Origin of the sequence: Neobacillus niacini (assembly GCF_048572935.1) — a bacterium.
In the GTDB taxonomy this organism is placed as follows: domain Bacteria; phylum Bacillota; class Bacilli; order Bacillales; family Cytobacillaceae; genus Neobacillus; species Neobacillus niacini.
This window is the reverse complement of the sequence record NZ_CP183883.1, coordinates 3,510,982-3,530,701: the sequence shown is the minus strand read 5'-3', so window position 1 is coordinate 3,530,701 and position 19,720 is coordinate 3,510,982. Positions and strand designations below refer to the sequence as shown.

Annotated in this window: 12 protein-coding genes; 1 reads left to right on the top strand and 11 read right to left on the bottom strand. The window is 37.3% G+C overall.

Annotated features, from left to right (window positions below; all coding sequences use genetic code 11):
• Positions 1 to 150 precede the first annotated feature (150 nt).
• From ACN6MT_RS17430 to ACN6MT_RS17415, 4 genes are read right to left on the bottom strand one after another with little or no spacing between them, the layout of a single operon-like run.
• Positions 151 to 3,984 (bottom strand): hypothetical protein, encoded by a 3,834-nt coding sequence (locus ACN6MT_RS17430; protein ID WP_419887262.1) that lies wholly within the window; start codon positions 3,982 to 3,984, stop codon positions 151 to 153.
• The gene (locus ACN6MT_RS17425; protein ID WP_419887261.1) at positions 3,981 to 6,149 is read right to left on the bottom strand and encodes a hypothetical protein; all 2,169 of its coding nucleotides are present in this window, start codon (positions 6,147 to 6,149) and stop codon (positions 3,981 to 3,983) included. The genes ACN6MT_RS17430 and ACN6MT_RS17425 overlap by 4 nt, the downstream gene beginning before the upstream one ends.
• 25 nt (positions 6,150 to 6,174) lie before the next feature.
• Positions 6,175 to 9,534 (bottom strand): tubulin-like doman-containing protein, encoded by a 3,360-nt coding sequence (locus ACN6MT_RS17420; protein WP_419887260.1) that lies wholly within the window; start codon positions 9,532 to 9,534, stop codon positions 6,175 to 6,177.
• 23 nt (positions 9,535 to 9,557) lie between these two features.
• The gene (locus tag ACN6MT_RS17415) at positions 9,558 to 11,768 is read right to left on the bottom strand and encodes a vWA domain-containing protein (protein ID WP_419887259.1); all 2,211 of its coding nucleotides are present in this window, start codon (positions 11,766 to 11,768) and stop codon (positions 9,558 to 9,560) included.
• Between the two features lie 290 nt (positions 11,769 to 12,058).
• Between ACN6MT_RS17415 and ACN6MT_RS17410 the strand changes: the two genes are divergently transcribed.
• Complete coding sequence (locus tag ACN6MT_RS17410) at positions 12,059 to 12,760, top strand: AIM24 family protein (RefSeq protein ID WP_419887258.1); 702 nt, start codon at positions 12,059 to 12,061, stop codon at positions 12,758 to 12,760.
• A 149-nt stretch (positions 12,761 to 12,909) separates the two neighbouring features.
• On the opposite strand, the gene ACN6MT_RS17405 is transcribed toward ACN6MT_RS17410, so the two are convergent.
• The 7 genes from ACN6MT_RS17405 to ACN6MT_RS17375 all read right to left on the bottom strand — a co-directional run bounded on the left by ACN6MT_RS17405 (position 12,910) and on the right by ACN6MT_RS17375 (position 19,646).
• Positions 12,910 to 13,701, bottom strand: coding sequence for a hypothetical protein (locus ACN6MT_RS17405; RefSeq protein ID WP_419887257.1), 792 nt, complete (start codon positions 13,699 to 13,701; stop codon positions 12,910 to 12,912).
• Positions 13,702 to 13,717: 16 nt separating this feature from the next.
• Complete coding sequence (rfbF, locus tag ACN6MT_RS17400; RefSeq protein WP_063251809.1) at positions 13,718 to 14,494, bottom strand: glucose-1-phosphate cytidylyltransferase; 777 nt, start codon at positions 14,492 to 14,494, stop codon at positions 13,718 to 13,720.
• Between the two features lie 292 nt (positions 14,495 to 14,786).
• Positions 14,787 to 15,194: a WxcM-like domain-containing protein gene (locus tag ACN6MT_RS17395; RefSeq protein ID WP_419887256.1), complete on the bottom strand. Its 408-nt coding sequence runs from the start codon at positions 15,192 to 15,194 to the stop codon at positions 14,787 to 14,789.
• 14 nt (positions 15,195 to 15,208) lie between these two features.
• Complete coding sequence (locus ACN6MT_RS17390) at positions 15,209 to 16,573, bottom strand: UDP-glucose dehydrogenase family protein (protein WP_419887255.1); 1,365 nt, start codon at positions 16,571 to 16,573, stop codon at positions 15,209 to 15,211.
• Positions 16,570 to 17,646 carry an NAD-dependent epimerase/dehydratase family protein gene (locus ACN6MT_RS17385; protein ID WP_419887254.1) on the bottom strand — a complete coding sequence of 359 codons (1,077 nt, stop codon included), beginning with the start codon at positions 17,644 to 17,646 and terminating at the stop codon, positions 16,570 to 16,572. Before ACN6MT_RS17385 ends, ACN6MT_RS17390 begins: the two co-directional genes overlap by 4 nt.
• Before the next feature lie 9 nt (positions 17,647 to 17,655).
• Positions 17,656 to 18,621, bottom strand: coding sequence for an NAD-dependent epimerase/dehydratase family protein (locus ACN6MT_RS17380; RefSeq protein WP_419887253.1), 966 nt, complete (start codon positions 18,619 to 18,621; stop codon positions 17,656 to 17,658).
• A gap of 260 nt (positions 18,622 to 18,881) precedes the next feature.
• A complete protein-coding gene (locus ACN6MT_RS17375; RefSeq protein WP_419887252.1) occupies positions 18,882 to 19,646 on the bottom strand; it encodes an NADPH-dependent oxidoreductase in 765 nt (254 codons plus the stop codon).
• Between the last annotated feature and the right edge of the window lie 74 nt (positions 19,647 to 19,720).

The window sequence follows — 19,720 nt, the reverse complement described above, 5'->3', positions numbered from 1 at the left end:
TTCATTTAGAGAACTTCAGAACTAATCGTTAGTATGGGACATTTCTAGTAGGCTGCCTCATTAACATTTAATATAAACCGACTTTATCCGTAATCTTAATAAAAAAATAGCTTAGTGTGGACCCTTTTACACTAAGCTATTTCTATTTAGTTACATTCTAGCCTCATCAGGTACATACAAGTCAAATGGAGTCGCATTGTATGGGAGGATAGATAATTTCTCTTCTATAAGTCGGTAACCCCTGCCATAGTGGTCTTGACCTTTTTCAAGTTGTTCTTTCAACATATTGGCGTATGGAACTTCTCCGATTTGAGTCATCATGTGGACCTCTACCCATGAGGCAAATCCCTCAAGTTCTTCGAGTTGCAACAGATCCACTTGTAAATTCTCCAATTGCCAAATATGGGTTAATTCATGCGCTAAGGTGGATAGTGTATGGTTTCTCGGTGACCCATTTTCAACTAGAACCTTTAAGTTTCCATCATCATCCATGCTGGCTTTACCGGTCAATCGTGGATTACCTGCCTCTGGTATAAAAGGTAAACCACTCATTTTATGAATTTCATCCGTACTTAACACGAATAGCGCTATATCTTCAGGCAAGTTTACTAAATATACATCTTTAAAAAATTGACGTACCTCTCTATAAAGTGGCTCCACTAGTAATACATGGTCGATGGCCGTCTCATTACAAGTAAGGCACCTTTGTCTGCCATCATTTAGGTGAATGACTTGCGCAGCAGCAACAGTTCTGCCACAAAACACGCATTGCGCTTCACTGCTGTTGATTTTTATGATTTCTCCATCTAGCATATGTCCAAGATAGCCTGTTCGAACTTCCCTTAGTTTTTTCCTCGTTATCAACGTATCTAGAACCGTAAAAGTTTCGCTTAAAGCCAATTCCTTAGGATAGTGGTCGTAACCGAAATAAAGATATTCACTACTTCCGTTACTTTCATGTAATAACCAAAATAGATAGTCATTTAACATATCAAAGATTTTTTCCCAATTATGACCAATCGCTTCTAACAAACCAAGGTGCACAGGCGAATCCTCAATAATATATAGTGAGATCCTCCCTTCCACCTCAAGGTCATGATCTACTTGGAATGAAGGAGTAATCCATTGTAAATGTTTAGACTGGGAAACTGACTGGTCAAAGAAGGATTCATCCAGAGCTGGACAAGCCCTCACAAAATGATGAGTATCCGGGAATAAAGATAAAAACAACTCATTCAATAATAAAGCAAGAGTAAACTCAATTTTTCTGGCATTTTCAATTTCCCCCAGTTTTGAACGTATCTCAATCTGCAAAAGATGACCGTTCTCATACTGCCTGGTTATCTGCTCATCTTGATGATAAGAATGAACCTTCATGGATTTTAAGTTTAACATTTCACTCATTTCCACATAACCGTTCATTTTAACACTTACCTCTGCCTGCACCGATCCCATACAGATTTCAAACTGTTCCAATGAAATAGTCTTCTTCTTAAAATTGCGATGCTCTGCCATCTGGCTTATTTTATACTCAGTAATAGGACGGTAGTATTTCTGCTCAAAAATGTGTTCATAGGTAACTTCCACAAATCCATGCTCTATATCGACTTTTTCAATTTTATAAAGTTCGCCATTGAAGGAATGGTATTGGCCAGGCAGATATTGTTGATAGAGATGTCCTTCAAGAATAACAGAAAGACATTGGCCGTTATGGATAATCTGAACAAAACGGACCCCTTTTGGTAAAATCTTTTCCTTAGCTGAATACGGCATCCTGAATCGGGTTTTCTTAACAAAATCTTTTTTAGTCCGGTCAAAGGTTACTAGTTCCTCTGATTCAATCGTATATCGGTATGCTAATTTAGGTCCAAAGGCATTCGAGAACAACTCGTGAACACCTTCAACCACCGAGCGATAACAGCTAATTTTCGCTCTACTTAAATAGCTCTCTACTTCCTCTTCCATGATATAAAAATGACATAATCGTTCTAATAGACCATACGCAATGCTCCAGAGTGATTGGGATAAGCGTGGAGCTAAAGGTGCAATGGTCCGATTAGTGCTCAAATAGAAATCCAACTGATCTGCTAAGTAATCTCGAAGTAAATATGGAGGGCTCACGATGTGAATGAAGGAAGCCACTTTTCCGGTTCCTTTCCACAAATTTAAACGCCGTACTAAATTATACTGATTATCGCGAATGAGAAAAAGTGTAAAATCATCCACCGGAATCGTAAGGTTACTATCCAGGACCTGAATCATTTTTCCCAAGTGATCCAACGTTTCTAAATCAAACCCAAGATCAAATAAGTGATTCTTCATATCGATCATTTCGTGGATACTTTCCTTAACATTGGTGTTTTGCTGGTTGATGAAGTGAACAGGTTCAATATTTGCCTTTAATGCAGGAATCGATAAGACCACTTCTGCTTCTAGTTGACGGTGCGAGATTTTTGGAAGGAGCTTTTGCTGAAACCATTTTTCACCTTCATTTTTCCAAACCATATAGTAGAAATTCGGGCTGTTGCCGGGCGGAGCAGCGATATCTCTAGGCTCACATTGCAGGATCGATCGGACAGTATGTTCTAGGCCATCATACCACTCTGTTAAAATGATATATTGCGGCTTTTTTCCAATTAGCTCCCTAACATTTAAGTTAAAAGAGTGGATGATGGTGGAATAGGTTGGAAAAAGCTTTTCGGCATGTAACAACAATATACCTTCCATAAGCTTTGTTTTTTCTAACTGCCGTAAGTAGTGCAAAAATCGTTTCTCCTTTAACGTATCCGGCGAAACAATCAATACATCTGGATTCATATTTTGTTCAAGTGCCTCTAAAAAGGTGCTAACCTTCCATAACTGTTCCACCCCTGACACAACCTTAATTCCCTTTGACACCCAATCTACCGCTTCCATTGCACCATCTTGGCTGTGTGCAATAATTAATACCTTCTTGTTTTTGGCCAGCAATTGATACAACGCTGGAAAGAAATAGGAAGAAAAATCGTTATAATTGACATCTTCAATCATCACATCATGTTCTTGAATGATTTCAGACATCATAGTCGTGTAACTTTCATCGATAATCATGTTCTTTTTCTTTAATTCCTCACAAATAGAATGAATAATTAATTGATGTTCTAGGTCTGGCGAGATATTATGATAGGAAAAATGATTTTTTCGATGATGAAAATGCTCATTCTCTCTTACAATCCCTGACGTAAGCAGTCGGTCTTCCCATATTACCTTGTATTGATCAAATAATTTATCATAGGTTGTTAGTCTTCTAGCAACGGCATCGTTACCAGCAATATAACCTTCACTATAGGAAACCTTTTGCCCATTTAAAAACCAAGCAATCTCCAATAATAGTATAAAAGAGATAATAGGATATGCCGGCAAATAAGAAAGTATCGAAAGTTCGTATACATTTGAAATGATTAGCAGCACCAGAAGAAGCAGTGGGAAAATCGCTGCAATTTTAAAAAAGGTTGATAGATAGGTCCACTCCTTTTTTAAGTAAATCTGGCCCCTGCTTTTAAAATAAACAAGAGAAACGCTGCCCTGCTCCGATAGCTTCGTTTTCGAGTGGTTCACAAGCTCTGTCGGAAAAAGAGTAGAGGCGGCCTTTTTTACCATTTTCTCAAAGGGTCTCAAAAAGCGGTTATTTCCAAGTGTCTTATACTTTAGATTTCCTGCTATTTTACAACACCATTTTAGAGATACTACTGAAAACAATATCGTAAAATTTAGCAACAGTTGGATATTCGACAATAGAGAAGGCATTCTTTCTTCAAGAAGTTCTTCATATATACCCGCCATCCACTCATCCAATAGAAGCCAGGATAAGCAAATAAATAAAGTCACTAACGGAAGGTAAAGTTGTTTATAGCGTTGATTCTCCGAGAAATTCGCGGTATATAGAAGAGTGATAAATATAGCTAAAACAACAAAACTTCCTAACACTTCAAGGTATAAGTTCATAGTTTATACACCTTATCTTCTTGGATTCGAATTTGCTCAAGTTCATGAATATAAGTGGATGGGTATTGTTCGATAGCACTACCGAGATATACTTCAATTCCATTTCCATTTGGCCCCTGTACCCCTAACTGTTGAAACGGAGAATAAATTGGATTCTCGATGATACCTTTTTCAAATTTAATCCCTGGAACCCTTATATCTAGTTTAGTAGAAAATGGTTCTTTATTCATTTGAAGGATATGAAGCAATCGATTTGTCGTCTGGACGAATTCGTCTAGTTTAATAAGGTGGTAGCGGTAAAGAAGATTCTTTTCCTTCTTTTCTTCTCCGATTAGGGATAGTTTTTCGAGATATTTTCGTAACGTGAAAAGCTTAAATAAATGGTTTAAGTAGTCATTATAGCGGTGTTGGGCCTCCATTTGCATTTGATAAATGGTCTCGGTATATTCATAGGTTTTTTCTTGAAATTTCCATATTTGTTGATGGGATATTTGTCTGGTTAAGTAATACCCGATATACGTAACGAGAAGGCTGACAACTAACCCAATACCGTAAAAATAAGCTGTTACCTTAGTAGATTCAAGGGAACCTGACATTTGCAGAAAAGGAATGAAAAGGACCAAAAAAATCAGGATACTCATCGTCAGAAACTGACGTTGGTTTGGAAGTAGCTGCAGGAGAAAATGCATTTGGTTTTTCGCTTGCGTCACAAAATTTTTCCATTTAGATAGAGCTTCGGATGTACCAGGAGCCGAATGGATGACATCCCTTTCCACATTACTAATTTTTTTTTGGATGTCTTGTTTATAGTCATTGATTTCAACCCATTCTTCCTCTTCCAAAAAGTCATTCCTTCTTTTTACAGCATGCAATTTTAGAATCGCTTCTCGTGACTTTTTTAGCAGTTCAGTTTCGCGATTCATGAGTATGGTTTCAGTTTTATAAAGCTGATCCTGCCATTGGTCATAGAATTGATAGGTAATTTTTGAATTTTGGGACAGTGGTTGAGAGACTTCTCTTACTTTTTCAATACTTGGTGCCGTATAAGGAGAAAATTCATCGTCTCGAAATCGATTGGTATGAAACTGGTTTTGGAGCAACAATTGGTCCTCTAATTGCCTTTTTGCCTTTAACAAACTCATAAAATAATGATTGAGTAATGTTTCCAGCTTCTCAGTTTCTAACGAGATTTGTATCACACTCGTACTTCCCTTTTCCAGCCTTTCAACTAGTTTTGGATGTTGGCTAATCGTGAGAAGAAAATAACTAAGTTCCAAAAATCCTCTCATTCTTTCCCGGTGAGAATTCTGAATGATTTCCTGACGAATGAGGCGAATATCACCGATTTCACTTTGGATACCAACATGGTACTTCAAACTGCTTGAGAGCTCCCCTGATGGAGTAAAGTTTGTTAGGGAAGGAGTTAACGGCAACGTGCGTATTTGCTTAATCTTTTTTTCAAAATCTTCCATGACGATATCTAATTGTTCCTTGGTCATCCATTCATCATGACTCGGCTTCTCTCCACGTAACAACAAATAATCCTTCTTTTTGTCTATCTTTTTAGCTAGGCAGGTCGTGACCCGCTCACATTTCATTTCCAATGCCTCCATAAATTCTGCACTTGGTTGGTCTAAGATGATATCTTGAAGCGCAATAGGTTCCCCCCATTCTTCATCAAGCTGTTTAATCTCCTCCTGTATGAATGCATTACCCACTATTGGCCACCCAGGGCTCTTTTGAAGATAGCCAAAATGGTCAAGTTCCCAATACCGTTTTAACCCTTCTTCTATTGGCGCATAGGTAGAGGTTCTTCTGATCATGTCAATTAAATGTAAAATACTTTGAGATGGATAGAATCCTTTGTCTTTTAAAGGATCAAGCAGGTCTCTTCTTATTTCCGAAAGGTGCGTTGTGAGTCGTAACTTTCTATTTAATTCATCATCTAAATTCAATAGAATAATTAACTGCCAATCCTTAATTCGGTGACGGTCAAGATGTTCAATCATTCGATCCACTAATGATAAAAAAAGAGGATTAGAGGCCGTGGCCTCCTCCTCCCAGTAAAAGGTTAATGCATTACAATTCTGCAGCTTGTAAAAGAATGGCTCAACTAAATGCCAATCCTCATACTTTTTGCCAAAATGAATCACGATTGAGTGCATCAAAGATCACTCCTTTTTAAACATGCTATACTAAAACTCGTTCTTGATCTAGTGAGTTCAGTTTATTATTAATATCATTCAACCACTTTTGGTACTCTTCTGTATCTTGTGGTGTTCTTTGTCTGACTTCAGATTCCTTCCAAAGCTGATAAATCAAATTTGCTGCTCCCCGTTTTGCCGACTCCGATCTTTTTACCTTTTTGAAGTACTCACAAATCTCTGTTAATAGACATTGTCGCAGGCGGTCTGCTCGCTCCGTTAACGAAGGATTGGAGATAAATTCTTGGTCATAAGCCAACACTAAATCTAAGATATTACCAATTCCCTCTTTTCTAACTTTCGATATTTCGACCGCTCCCCTAATGAAATCATGTTCATGAATGTTTCGGTTATTTCTAATTTGTGTTTCTTGTGTTTCTTGGAATCTCTCTAGTATTTCATCATAAATAACAGGATTATGAGGTAATGCTTCATGAAGGTTGAACGTATCTTCTTCCACCTTTTCCCCAAATTTCAATAATAATTTTGTTCCTTGATTTCCACTATATTGATAAACTCTCTTACCGTCAGAGCTGACTAACTGAAGCCAGCCATAGATTACCCCAAGCAATAACGCACGGTCCGTCCGGTTGGTTTCAAGCTCAGCGCGCTCCGGATTTAAGTCTGGCATATACGCAGGAAGATGCCAATTACGGTCTAAGTGCGGGGTTATCGTTCTATTTTCGTCCTCATTTAGCTTACTCACCAACCGATGGTAGGCCTCATAATAAACACCTGGGGGCTTTCCATTTTTTCCAGAGGAAAATTTGGTAAAATCACTGACGGATAATCCATAATGGGCACGATAACATACAATTTCATTTCGCTTAAAGGCGTCATCTACAATTTGCTTTTCGTTAAATAACTCATTTTGCAACTGCTCCGAGAGCTGGTTAAAACTTTCCGAATGGAGACCCCAATATTTCAGACTGCGATAATCATGTGTAATCGGAACATATGGTTGTGCCAGTTCTTCTATAGCCTTCAATCTTTTATAAAGATAATCATCTGGGTCCAGCCCTAATCGACCTGCCTCTATTCTGATCGCCTTAGTGATGGATAAATCTAATTTATCATGATGCTTACTCGCCAATTCCTTCCGGCAAAAATTTAAAACATTCTCCCTAAAAAACACCTCGACCTTGGTTTCTTTATAAAACTCCTCTGCCCCTCGATTGGTTTTCCGCTCGATAAACCTTTTATAGAGACTTTGATAAATCGACTGAGAGATACTATCTGGCAGGAAGCCATGATCAACCGATTGACGTATCCGTTCCCACGTTTGCTCTAGCATTTCCCTATTGGCTAGAACATACCTTTTCGTCGGATCACTCACACCATCAAACTTCCTAGCTAATTGATTTATTTCCACCAAGAGAGTTTCTCTTGTTTCAATTAGATGATCAAAGAATCTTTGCCAATCCTCGATCATTTCCTTGATAGATTGATTGAGTGCAGAAAAGACTAGTTCTAACAACATGGTGTTTTTATAGCGATTTAGGGTACTCAGCTGATGAGACGACTTCTCCGTATACTCATCAATAAAATCTTTAAATTGGTTTCGAAACACACTGGAAACAAGGCCCTGTTTTAACGCTTTATCCACACGTCTGACCGCATCATCTACATCACCGTCATTGCGGTCTAAATCATAAATATCTTGATAGCGGTCAATCTGTTCTTTGTATCTGCGATTCTCTTCTTTTAAATGGGAAATCTTCTTTATCAGTTTATTGTGAATACTGTAGAGCAGATATCGCACCCCAACAGGATGGATAGGTGAATCTTTTTTCAAAATCCAGGTATTAAGCTGGAACCTGCTGCCATTTGCCCCATTCGGAGAATGATAATCCGCATCAATAATCTGGTAAACAATGAAATGACTGTATTCATTAATTTTCTTGTTAATTTCTTTGGCAAAGTCTTCTAGGGCGGATTCCATTCGATTAATTTCTTGTTTCGCTCGGTCTTTTATTTTCAGTTTTCCTAAATCAAGCACACAATGATCTTCATAATCCTCTTTTAATTCCACATCATCTTTTAGCACTTTTTTTGCATATTCCTCTACTTCAGATAAGAAAATATCTGCTTTCGAAGCTCCTTTTTTACCCTTATCTTCGATTTCATGTACTTGGTAATCGAGCTGTCGAAAAAAAGGGTTTGGTTTTTCTTGGTCATTCACAATTTGCTCAAAGTACTTAACATAAAGCTCTCTTATCTTTGGTTTTTCATTATGAATCCCGTTTCTTAAGTCATCTTCATGACGCTTATTTTCATCATTAAATAACTTATCTAAGCGGAGCCAAGAGTCGTCTAATCCACTAACAGACCATTTAAGTGCACAATAGTCAACAATCTGTTCATAAGGATACGTTAACGAAGCGACACCAGCACCACAGTACCGTGCCTGGCCGTTTGATTCTACCAAACTTCTTATTTGGTTATCCTCCTGTGAAAAGCTTCTTGCTGAAATCGGGCTAAAGAGTTGGAGATAAACGGACCGTGCCACCTGGTCTATATACTCGGAGACGTTAGTTAAATGCTGCCCTTTTGTGTTTTCATAATCAAATAGAAAGCAAAAATCATAAGGCAAATGTTTATCTGTAATTGCATGTGCTGTTCTGCCCTCTAAATCAATCTGATTCGGTCGATACTCGAGCTCAATCGTCACATTTTGTTTATGATTACCCGAAGCGCTTAAGCTTATGGCGTTCAATTCTTTCAAGCTAGCGTAACCATTCCCTTGGACCGCTTCCCACTCCGTTTGGTCCACTGTATTACTTCTCACTAATATATCCGGTAGTAAAAAGACGCCGCGAATTAGTACACTTTCCGAGTTTAGTTTTCTCTCCAGCATTTCACGCAGATAGAGAGCGATTTGCAGAAAAATCCCTGAACCAGTGCCGCCAACTAAGGAACTAATAATAATTACTCGGACATTGTACGCCTGGGCATGGCTGTCGACAGGAAAAATACGTTCAATACCATCCCACATCGCATTTAATTTCCCTTGTGACATCGCTGACCGAAAAGCAAGTCTCGATACTGCTCGAACTTGGCCGGCTCCATCTGTCATCGTTTTACGTTTTATTTGGGGATTATTCGGAAACCATTTTAATACTTCAGGGTTTGCCTGAAGATATTCATTTACCGAATGGCTTGTGCTTGTTTGTGTAGCGCTGTTTCTTAAATGCTCTAATTTTGAAATGCTATTAGCATCCGTATCAAACGCATGAATAGCAACTCTCCCCCGCTTTTCGGAAGGAACACGGCCATATACCATATTCGCAATATTACTCCCGATTCCGCCTAGACCGATTAATATCGTTGGAACATTAAAGCTCATCTAGTTCACCTCTTAAAGTACTTTTAATGGGATTTAAATATATAAACTGAATGGTCGTTACTTCTCTCAATTTGAATCTCATCGTTATGATAAATCAGTATGTCGGCCTTTTTACTTCTTCCCTCAAGCTTCTCATGTCTCACAATAAGGTTAGGGTCCTGTGATTCTTTCACGAGTAATACACGGTCCTTTTTTCGATCTGCTTTAAATGTCAAGTCGCCAATACTCTTTTTTTCCGCCAAATAGGGGATAAGCCATCTGTTAAACCAATTTGTATGGAAGTTTTCTGTCATCCCGCGTGCATCTCGGAGCCTCTCCCTTTTCCTGCTTTGCTTGTATTCTAGTGAAATACGATTTTTGTCAAACCTTGGTTTTATGATGATTCCAAAGATATACACAAGAAGAACCAGCCAGATTAACGCTTTTATAGCAACACTCCCATATTTCTTAAGTAATGAGATATCCTCAATGTTTAGTGTAAAAGTCTCTTCGGCTATTTCATTAGGGTACTGACCGGGCAGGGTAACGTGAAGGGGTACGTCACCTACCGATGTTCGGAAGATTGGCGATAAACTCTTAGGGTAAATCAGAATTTGATTCCCTTTTTGTTCTTTTTCAATTTTTATATGGCTGGGAGTTTCAACTTTGAGTTTATTGAACACCTTTTTAAGCTCTTCTGAACTCATTTCCTTTCCATTCACCATGGGAGTAATCACAAAGGGGTCCGCTTGGTTTAACTTATCTAACTCTGTCCTCCAAGTTTCAGTATTTGCCACAAGGCTCAACTTTCGAGCTGGGTTAACTTGAATGCTCGTTTCCTTAACTCTTTGATAAAATCCCTTAATATTTACTTTTACATTTACAGGAATTTTCTCCTTTTGAGGTAACGTGAAATCCCCAATGAATTTATTAACCTTAGAATCATATTTAAGGGGGAGCTTCACCCTATCAATTTCAGCTTCTACTTCAAACAAACTTTTCACATCGATATCACGTAAATCGATTTCTTCATCATTACTCTCACTTTTCAATAAAGTAGCCTCTAGTATCATCTTACTACCTGTAAAGTAAACTTCAGGATTCTTATCACCAGTGGCTTTTTTTAAATCAACTCTGAAATCAATCGCCGGTTCTGCTAATATCTTGATAGACTTTTGTTGTTCCTCCGAGAGCGGTTTTTGAAAGACAATTTTGTATATCCCTTTATCAATCATGCCATCACCATTCACGTTTTTAAAATGGGTGAATGTCCCTTGAATCGGTGGATGTAATATTACTGGATCATCGGGTGTTATAACCTTGTATGGCCCCTCCATTCCTTGTTCAATGGGTTGTTTATTTATATAAAATTCCTTAAACGAAGCATTCTCTAAAGCAGATTGTTCAATGAGAGTAATTCTCCTTAAAGGAAATGGAGATTCTAAGAATAATTGATTTCCGTCCCAAACAGGATGTAAATCAAATTGCTCCTGTTCACTCGGATCACGATTAGTCATAAGAGCTGCAACCTCGTTAATACGTTGAATGATATCTTGCTCTCCATTGCTCACTAACACATTTCCTGCTGAACTTTCTGTCCATTGTCGTTTAAAATCAGCCATAATCTCTAACTCTTCCGTACTCAAATAGGACTCAATGGGAATCAAGGTGCTGTGAAAACTAGCACCATTTTGATCCATTTTATCCTTCAGTTTCCTCAAACTGGTAAAAAGTGCATTCTTGTTCTCTTCAATTTGTGTAGCAGTAAGCTTTGGTTCAAGATGGTTAATTTCATTAAAGATTCCATCTGTAAGAACGATTAACCAGTAATCGGAGTTTTTATTGCTATCTACAGCTTTATTCAATTCATTGATCGCTGTATGTAAAGATTCTAGTGGCGTATTTCTTTTTCCGGTCCAGGTTCGAATTTGATCAATTTCATGCTGACGAAGTTTTTCATCTAATTCAATCGGCTCTGGTACGGTTGGTGTGCTCATTGAAACAACCCTTAACTGGTCCTGTTTTTCTAAAAGAGCAACAAAGCTTTGAAGAGCGTAATTCGCATATTTCCAATTATCAATAGGAACATTACCAGATTGTTCCCACATACTTCCAGAATCATCATAAACAAGAGCAACTATTTTATTTTTAGGAATACTTGAATCACTTTTAGCTGCCACAGCTGAAACGAATATGCAAAAGGAAAAAATAAACAGGACTAGCAAGATAACATGATGTTTATACTTACCTATCATTCTTTGAACTCCTTTCACGAACGAGCGAACAGGGTAGAAAACTCTAAGAATAATTACTCCTATCCTATTCAAAACATTTATGACGCATGACCCAATTGTAAAAGTTCAGCAAAAAGGCTGTGCATATCCACAGGACTCTACTTTGGGGTTTATCCATTAGTTTGGCAAAAATATCACTTATTAAATATGTTCACCACAAAGCAGATAAAGGTTCAGGTTTTCTTTTTATAAAAATATTGAAACACAGGATGATGGGATTCATAATAAAAGAATGGAAGGATGTGGGAATATTGAGTAGATATTCAATTGAAGAATTTATCGCACAAACAGAGCAAAAAGATAAAGGCGAAGGTTTTTTTGAATTGGAAACACCACGGATGTTGGAGGTAAACTTAGACGGGCAAGTTTGGGCGAAAGCAGGGTCCATGGTAGCCTATCACGGAGAAATGAAGTTTGTCCGGGAAGGAATATTAGAACATGGTCTCGGAACTGCTTTAAAAAAGGCGTTTACAGGTGAAGGCGCTTCTTTAATGAAAGCCAACGGGAAAGGGAAATTATATCTAGCAGATAGTGGAAAGAAAATTATTATCCTTAATTTAAGGAATGAGTCGATTTTTATTAATGGGAACGATTTATTAGCATTTGAACCTAGTATTAAATGGGAGATCAAATTAATGAAGAAAATTGCCGGTATGCTTGCTGGCGGGTTATTTAATGTTCGCTGTCAAGGAACCGGGATGATTGCCTTTACTGCACATTATGAACCGATCACATTAAGAGTGTCTCCTGGTAACCCTGTTATCACGGATCCAAACGCAACAGTTGCTTGGTCTGGGAATCTCATGCCAACGTTTCAAACGGATATTACGTTAAAAACCTTTCTAGGAAGAGGCAGCGGTGAGTCGATTCAAATGAAATTCGAAGGAGACGGCTTTGTGGTGATTCAGCCTTATGAAGAGGTCTACATGAAGTCCAAGCAAAATATAACATAAATATATGATAGTCCTCCTCACTTTACGTAGGGAGGACTTTTCCTCATAACAATGAAAATAAAAAAACTATGGAGGACTAATCCCCATAGGTATTAATTTTATAAGTTTTCTATTTTAGTTGGATGATCCCACTATCCTATTATATATGTCTATTCTTTTTTTCTGAAGTGAATCATACTTCTTATAAAAGTCCTTGCACGATCATTCATTATACGATTTACTGGATGTAACAAATAACATTCCTCATTATTTTTAACCGCATAAATAAGTTCTCGTCTCGTATATTTTGGTCTATCACGCATCCATTTACCAACATTCTCAGGATAAGATTTTGATTTTATTCCTAGGGTTTTTGCTAAAGTTGCAAATAACATTTCTTCTAAAGCAAATACATCATCTTCAGTTTGTTTCATAATCTTTTTCATCTCTTCCAATTTGTTAAAGGACAGTATTTGCTTAACGAACTTTCGACTAAAAACTTGTGAACCAAAACATCCATAAAAATGATCCAAATTGAATATTGGCTGCCATAAATGCCAAACCTTTTTCATCGTATTCCCAGGAGACCATTGATCTGTTGCCATTCTATAGTGCGCAGCCATATAATCAAATTCGTTCATTTCCGAGATAATAAATTCCTCAAACCCCTTTTTTGCAAAAAGAGAATCTGAATCTAAATTGATTAAGTAATCATATTCATACCCTGTATTTTCAAGCCATTCCATAATATTCAAAAAGAACCAGCCATATGTCCTTGCATATTTCATAGGTTGTGAAGTTGGACAGATAGGATAACCAAGGCCCTTACATAAATTATCATCATTTCCACTTTGAAAAAATACAATAGAAGAGTTTGGACAAAAGTGGCGAATGTTCTCTATTTGATCTTGTATTACTTCCCTATTTTCATGAACAAGGATCGCAAAGCAAATTTTCTTCATCTGTTTATCACATTCCCTATTTCCATATTTTCCAAGGTGCTTTATTCGACTTCCAAAGCTCCTCTAAATACTTTTTATCTCGCATTGTGTCCATTGGTTGCCAAAAATCTGAGTGTTTGTATGCCACTAACTGACCTGTCTTTGCTAAATTTCCCAATGGTTCCTCTTCAAAGACTGCGTTGTTTTTTGGAATAAAATCAAATACTTCAGGCTGCAAGACAAAGAATCCACCGCTAATCCAACCGCCATCGCCTTTTACCTTCTCTTTAAAAGATTCAACGCTTTGATCTTTTGCCAGTTGCAAGGCTCCAAATCTTCCTGAAGGCTGAGCGGCTGTAACCGTAGCAAGTTTGCCATGGCTTTTGTGAAATTCTACTAATTCCTGAATATTAACATTAGCCAGTCCATCCCCATACGTTAACATGAAAGGTTCATTTCCTATATAGCTTCTTATTTTTCTAATGCGTTCTCCAGTCATGCTTTCTAGCCCGGTTTCCGCCAGCGTAATTTGCCAAGGTTCAGTTCCGTGGACAGTATTAATTTTGTGGTTTCCATGCTGTAAATCCACGGTAACGTCTGATTTATGCAGATAATAATTTAAAAAATAATCCTTAATCATGTATCCCTTATACCCCAAACAAATAATAAACTCATTAAATCCATGCGCAGAATAGATTTTCATAATATGCCAAATAATCGGATACTCTCCAATTTCAATCATTGGTTTTGGTTTTAAATGTGATTCCTCACTGATTCTTGTTCCAAAACCACCTGCAAGTATTACAACCTTCATATTTATCCCCTCTTATTAGAGACTTGTCCCTTTCCATTTCCTATGTTCCTATGTTTTCTTCTGTTTCTTTTTTTACTAGTCAACTAGCTCTGCTGCCATCCTAGCTCTTTTTTGAACTTAATAGTAGTGTATGTGAGAAGATTTATATCGGAATGGACGATACTACCAACTTTTCACACTTGGGATATCACACTTAATTGGTGCCTGGTGCCTTCATCCTCAAATGTGGAATAGGTTTCAGACACCAGCCATATTCTGAGTAGTGTCTGAATACTTTATCAAACAATATCTTTTAAATGATTATCATTGGGAATGTATCAGTATCATCTTTATTGTATTCCTTAGAGGAAATGGCAACCATTATAAACGGTTCCTCTCCTTCATTCTTAAAAGCATGCACTACGTAAGGAGGGACTTTGAGAATTACATTATTATTTGCAGACATAACGATTTCTTCAAAGGCACCAGTATGCAAATTCTTTAACGCCACTTTCGCTTCACCACTTATGACAGAAAAATATTCTAATGTTTCTTTATGATAGTGATTCCCTCTGACACTTCCTTGATTAGAAAACAAAACGTAAATCTCTTCAATCTTTTTATTTTGTTTCAGTTGACTAATCATTAACAATTTCTTCAGGCTGCCGCGCGTATCCTCAAAAGGTTGTATGCGAATCAACTCATACCAATTTTCCATCATATCATCCTTTCTTATTATAAATTCTTGGTAAGGCCAACTCCGATGTATCGGACACCTGCTGCTTCAAAGGCAGACTTATCGAACACTCTTCGTCCATCTACTAATATTGGTTCTTTCATTAATTCCTTGAATTCTTGAGGGGAAATCTTTATATAATCTTGCCACGGAGTAACAAGTATGGCAGCCTCGGCATCTTTAAGGGCATTTTTGTAATCAACAGAGTAATAGAGGGAGTCATTTTGAGGAAATTTCTTATTAGTATTATCAATTGCTATTGGATCAACGGCGATTACCTTTGCGTTTTTCGCTAAAAGTCCTTTTATGATGGCAAGACTTGGCGACTCTCTGATATCGTCGGTTTCTGGCTTGAATGAGAGTCCTAAAACTGTTATTTTCTTGTTTTCTAATGTGCCGAGAATTTCTTGTAATCTTTCAATAAGCCTGTAGGGTTGTGCATAATTTATTTCTAATGTGGCTTGAATCATAGGAGGCGAATAACCCATCTCTTGACTAAACGCTGATAGCGCCTGAACATCTTTAGGAAAACAACTTCCCCCAAATCCACATCCAGCTCTTAAATAACTGACCATTCCTGGATTTATTAATTGATTATTCACTCTTGGGTTGAACCTTTTATCCAAGGTTACTCCTTCTAAAACTTCTTTCACATCAATGTTGCCGACCTTTTCACAAATTACTGAAACCTCGTTAGAGTAAGATATTAACGTTGCAAGAAGGGCATTAGCCGTATATTTTATCATCTCAGCTGTTCTTAGATTTACTTTTATGATGGGCGCATCAAAGAATCCCTCATAAACTTTTCTCATAGTTTCAAAGCTTTCTTCATCATAAGCTCCAATTACAATTCTATCAGGGTGCATAAAATCTTCTACAGCTTTTCCTTCTCTTAAAAACTCAGGATTCATGGCCAGACCGAATTCGCCCGCTTTTTTTCCACTGGTGCCTTCTAGAATGTTTTTAACTAGAGTATCTGTGGTTTTTGGGATTACTGTGCTTTTTACACATATTACATGGTAGCTGTTTTTTTCTTTTAATACATTTCCAATCTCTTGTGCAGCGGATTCAATGTAGCGTAAATCAATCTTTCCATCTCCAAATGGAGTTCCCACGGAGATAATCGAGATATCTGTATGCATAACAGCAGTTTTCAAGTCAGTAGCAGCAACTAAGTTCCCTTTTTCAATCACATTGCTTAAAAGTTCTTCAAGCCCTGGCTCATAGATAGGTGATATCTTGCTGTTAATCTTATTTACAATCTCGGCTTGTTTATCAATACAGATTACTTGGTGACCTTTAGAGGCAAGACAAACTCCTGTTACAAGGCCCACGTAGCCGGTTCCAATCACTGAAATTTTCATTTTCCATTTTCCCCCATGTAAACTTCTACATACCAATCTTTAAGTCTACCAAGGCCGTCCTCTAAATTCACCACTGGCATATACCCTAATAGATTCTTTGCCTTGGTCAAATCCGGACATCTCCTTTGGGGGTTATCGATAAGATACCTTTCATCGTCACTTTGCTTATACTCAATTTCAACCCCGCCAACTAATTTACCGATTAGTTTGGCTAAGTCTAACATCGATATTTCAATTTCATCATTCCCGATGTTAAAAGCTTCGCCGTCATGTTCTGAAAGAAGAGCTAACATGAATCCTTTAATTGAATCAGCAATATAGCAAAAGCTTCTTGTCGGCTTTCCATTACTCAATAAAGAAATTTTTTTATGATGTAATGCGTCATTAAAAAAGTCTGGTATAACTCGCTTATCATCGATTCTAAGCCCCGGACCAAATACGTTAAATGGTCTTACTACTTTCACGGGCACTCCATATTGCTGATAGTAATTAACACAAAGTGTTTCACCAAGCCTTTTAGACTCATCGTAACAAGCTCTTGGACCTGTACATGAAACATTGCCATTATAGGTCTCCGGCGTAGGGATGAATTCTGGAGCAGGATTACCGTAAATTTCACTGGTCGAGAAAAATAAGAAACTTTTTACTTTTTGGTTTTTGGCGAAATCTAACAGGTTCTTTAATCCCCATACGTTCGTTTCAATTGTTTCAATTGGATATTGTCTATAATAAGTGGGTGAAGCAATACTTGCGGCATGGATAATAAAATCAACTTTTTTCTTGATATTCAAAGGCATAGTAATATCTTGGTTAATAATTTCAACGGATTGATTATTTTGAAGGTGTTGGATTCTTTGAGGAGCAGCAGAAATAAAATTTTCTATACAAATCACATGACATGGTGTCTCAAAGAGATTTTTATTACAATAATCGATTAAGTCAAGGAAGTATCCTCCAAGAAACCCTCCTCCGCCACTGATTAGGATGGTTGACGCCTCAAGCTTTTTTAACTTCTTCTCTAATTCATTACTAATGTGCTTAATATCGTTCTTTATTACATTACTAAGTCCCATAACAAAGTTTCACCTCGTTGTTCCTATAAATTTATGTTTATTCTCCTTATACCAAGTTACTGTTTTAGCAATTCCCTCTTGTAGACTTATCTTTGGCTCCCAGTTTAAATGATTCCTAATCTTTGAAATATCCGGTTGTTGTCTCCAAACTTCATTTTGTCTATAGGGTAATGCACCATAATTTGGTAGCTCCTTTGATTGCATTTCATTATTAATCAGATCCACGTAAAATTTTAGTTTATGAATTTCACCACTTGCAACATTAAAGATCTCATTTTTAGCGGCATTATTTTGAGCGGCTAAAACAAATCCGTCAATGACATTTTCAATATAACAATAGTCTCGATATTGTTCACAAGGAGTCAAGTTCACTTGTTTATCCTCTAGCATGGATAAAATGATGTAGGGAAAGAACTTGTGTGAGCCTTCTTTTTCTCCAAAAACTCCAAAGGGTCTTAAGGTGACTAAATCAATATCATAGTTTTCCGCCATTTGGTGAGCAATGATGGAGGCAGATGCTTTTGTGCTCCCATAAATACTATCAGGCTCTAAAAAAGAGTCCTCTTTAATGAGCTCCTGTTTATTACCATACTCCATACACGTTCCAACATTAATAAATTTTTTACAGCCAATATTTTTCAGTGAATGAATCAGATTCATGGTTCCATTAATATTGGCGCCTGCAGCAACGAAAAAATTGTTTTGTCTGCCATCTACTCCATAAGCACCGCAATGGAAAATAAAGTCTGGTTTTATTTGCATTACGTTTTTATTAACCAACTCCAAATTCCTTAAATCTGTTCTATAGATGTCTAAATCCTTTTTAACTTCATCCAATCTCCATATGTCGGAGGAATCCCTAACAAAAATAGATACTTGCGCTTCTTCCTTTACCATTCTTTCAACCATATGAGAACCTATAAAACCATTTGCCCCTGTTATTAAAACCTTTTGATTTTTAAAATATTTTTCCATTCTAACCTCCATACCTAGGCACGTTTTATGTCCAAGACATACTATCTTTGTCCCACTATAATGAGAGTTGCAGCTTTATACTAGACATGCATTATATGTTTATGCTGAGGAAAAATATATGACTTTACTAATGTACTTAATTTATGAAAAAAGGACATTTCATTTGGCCAAGTTATCGAACTATAAAATAATTTACTTTTTTAATATTAAAAACCTATGGAAGTAGTTACCCGCCATAGGTACATTCATTACTTATTGTTTTAACTTTTTGAGAAACCCTGTTGTTTCAGCATTTTTCCTACGTCTTTATAACCGTCATTTATATAATATGGGTCCTTATAAAAATTCGCCATTCGTTGTGTCCATGTGGAACCTCCGCTTTGTCTTCCTTTTGTTGCTTCACTATGGGTTTGATTAAACTCTAACAGTTCTTCATGAATATTTACTTTATATTTTTCTTCATGAAAGATAGCTGCCTTTGGCAAACGAGGCACTAAATCTGGGATTTCACTAGGATAACCAATACACAAACCTGAGATTGGAATCACATACTCCGGTAAATCTAACAGTTCAATGTATTCAAGTGGACTTCTTCGAATCCCGCCAATTGGTACGGTCCCTAACCCTAGTGATTCGGCAGCTGTAATAGCATTTCCTAGAGCAATACCGACGTCAACAGTACCAACTAATAATAAATCAGGATTTACAGCAGCCTTAAATTCAATTCCTTCCATTTCACAAGCCACCTTGATGCGATAGAAATCGGCACAAAACACAAGAAATATGGGTGCTTCGATAATATGTTTTTGATTTCCTGCAAGCTCCGCCATTTTTTCTCTTCGCCCAGGATCTTTAATTGAAATGATGGTAACGTGTTGTCCGTTGACCCAGGAAGGGGCGGCTTGGGTTGAACGAATAATGGTATCCAAATCTTCATTTGAAACTTGTTGTGGAGAATATTTCCTGATTGAACGATGGGCCAGCATAGTTTCCACCACTTGGTTCATTTGTTGTTCGTTTTTCATATGTAATCATCCTTAAACTGAATTTAATATACATTCTACCCTATCAAAAAAGTTGCTCTAAAGGAAGAGCAACT

Excerpts from the sequence above, each read along its gene's own strand:
- ACN6MT_RS17385 (WP_419887254.1), bottom strand. The coding sequence starts at position 17,646 with ATGGGACTTAGTAATGTAATAAAGAACGATATTAAGCACATTAGTAAT.
- ACN6MT_RS17430 (WP_419887262.1), bottom strand. The coding sequence starts at position 3,984 with ATGAACTTATACCTTGAAGTGTTAGGAAGTTTTGTTGTTTTAGCTATA.
- ACN6MT_RS17380 (WP_419887253.1), bottom strand. The coding sequence starts at position 18,621 with ATGGAAAAATATTTTAAAAATCAAAAGGTTTTAATAACAGGGGCAAAT.
- ACN6MT_RS17390 (WP_419887255.1), bottom strand. The coding sequence starts at position 16,573 with ATGAAAATTTCAGTGATTGGAACCGGCTACGTGGGCCTTGTAACAGGA.
- ACN6MT_RS17425 (WP_419887261.1), bottom strand. The coding sequence starts at position 6,149 with ATGCACTCAATCGTGATTCATTTTGGCAAAAAGTATGAGGATTGGCAT.
- ACN6MT_RS17375 (WP_419887252.1), bottom strand. The coding sequence starts at position 19,646 with ATGAAAAACGAACAACAAATGAACCAAGTGGTGGAAACTATGCTGGCC.
- ACN6MT_RS17415 (WP_419887259.1), bottom strand. The coding sequence starts at position 11,768 with ATGATAGGTAAGTATAAACATCATGTTATCTTGCTAGTCCTGTTTATT.
- ACN6MT_RS17395 (WP_419887256.1), bottom strand. The coding sequence starts at position 15,194 with ATGATGGAAAATTGGTATGAGTTGATTCGCATACAACCTTTTGAGGAT.
- ACN6MT_RS17405 (WP_419887257.1), bottom strand. The coding sequence starts at position 13,701 with ATGAAGAAAATTTGCTTTGCGATCCTTGTTCATGAAAATAGGGAAGTA.
- ACN6MT_RS17420 (WP_419887260.1), bottom strand. The coding sequence starts at position 9,534 with ATGAGCTTTAATGTTCCAACGATATTAATCGGTCTAGGCGGAATCGGG.
- rfbF (WP_063251809.1), bottom strand. The coding sequence starts at position 14,494 with ATGAAGGTTGTAATACTTGCAGGTGGTTTTGGAACAAGAATCAGTGAG.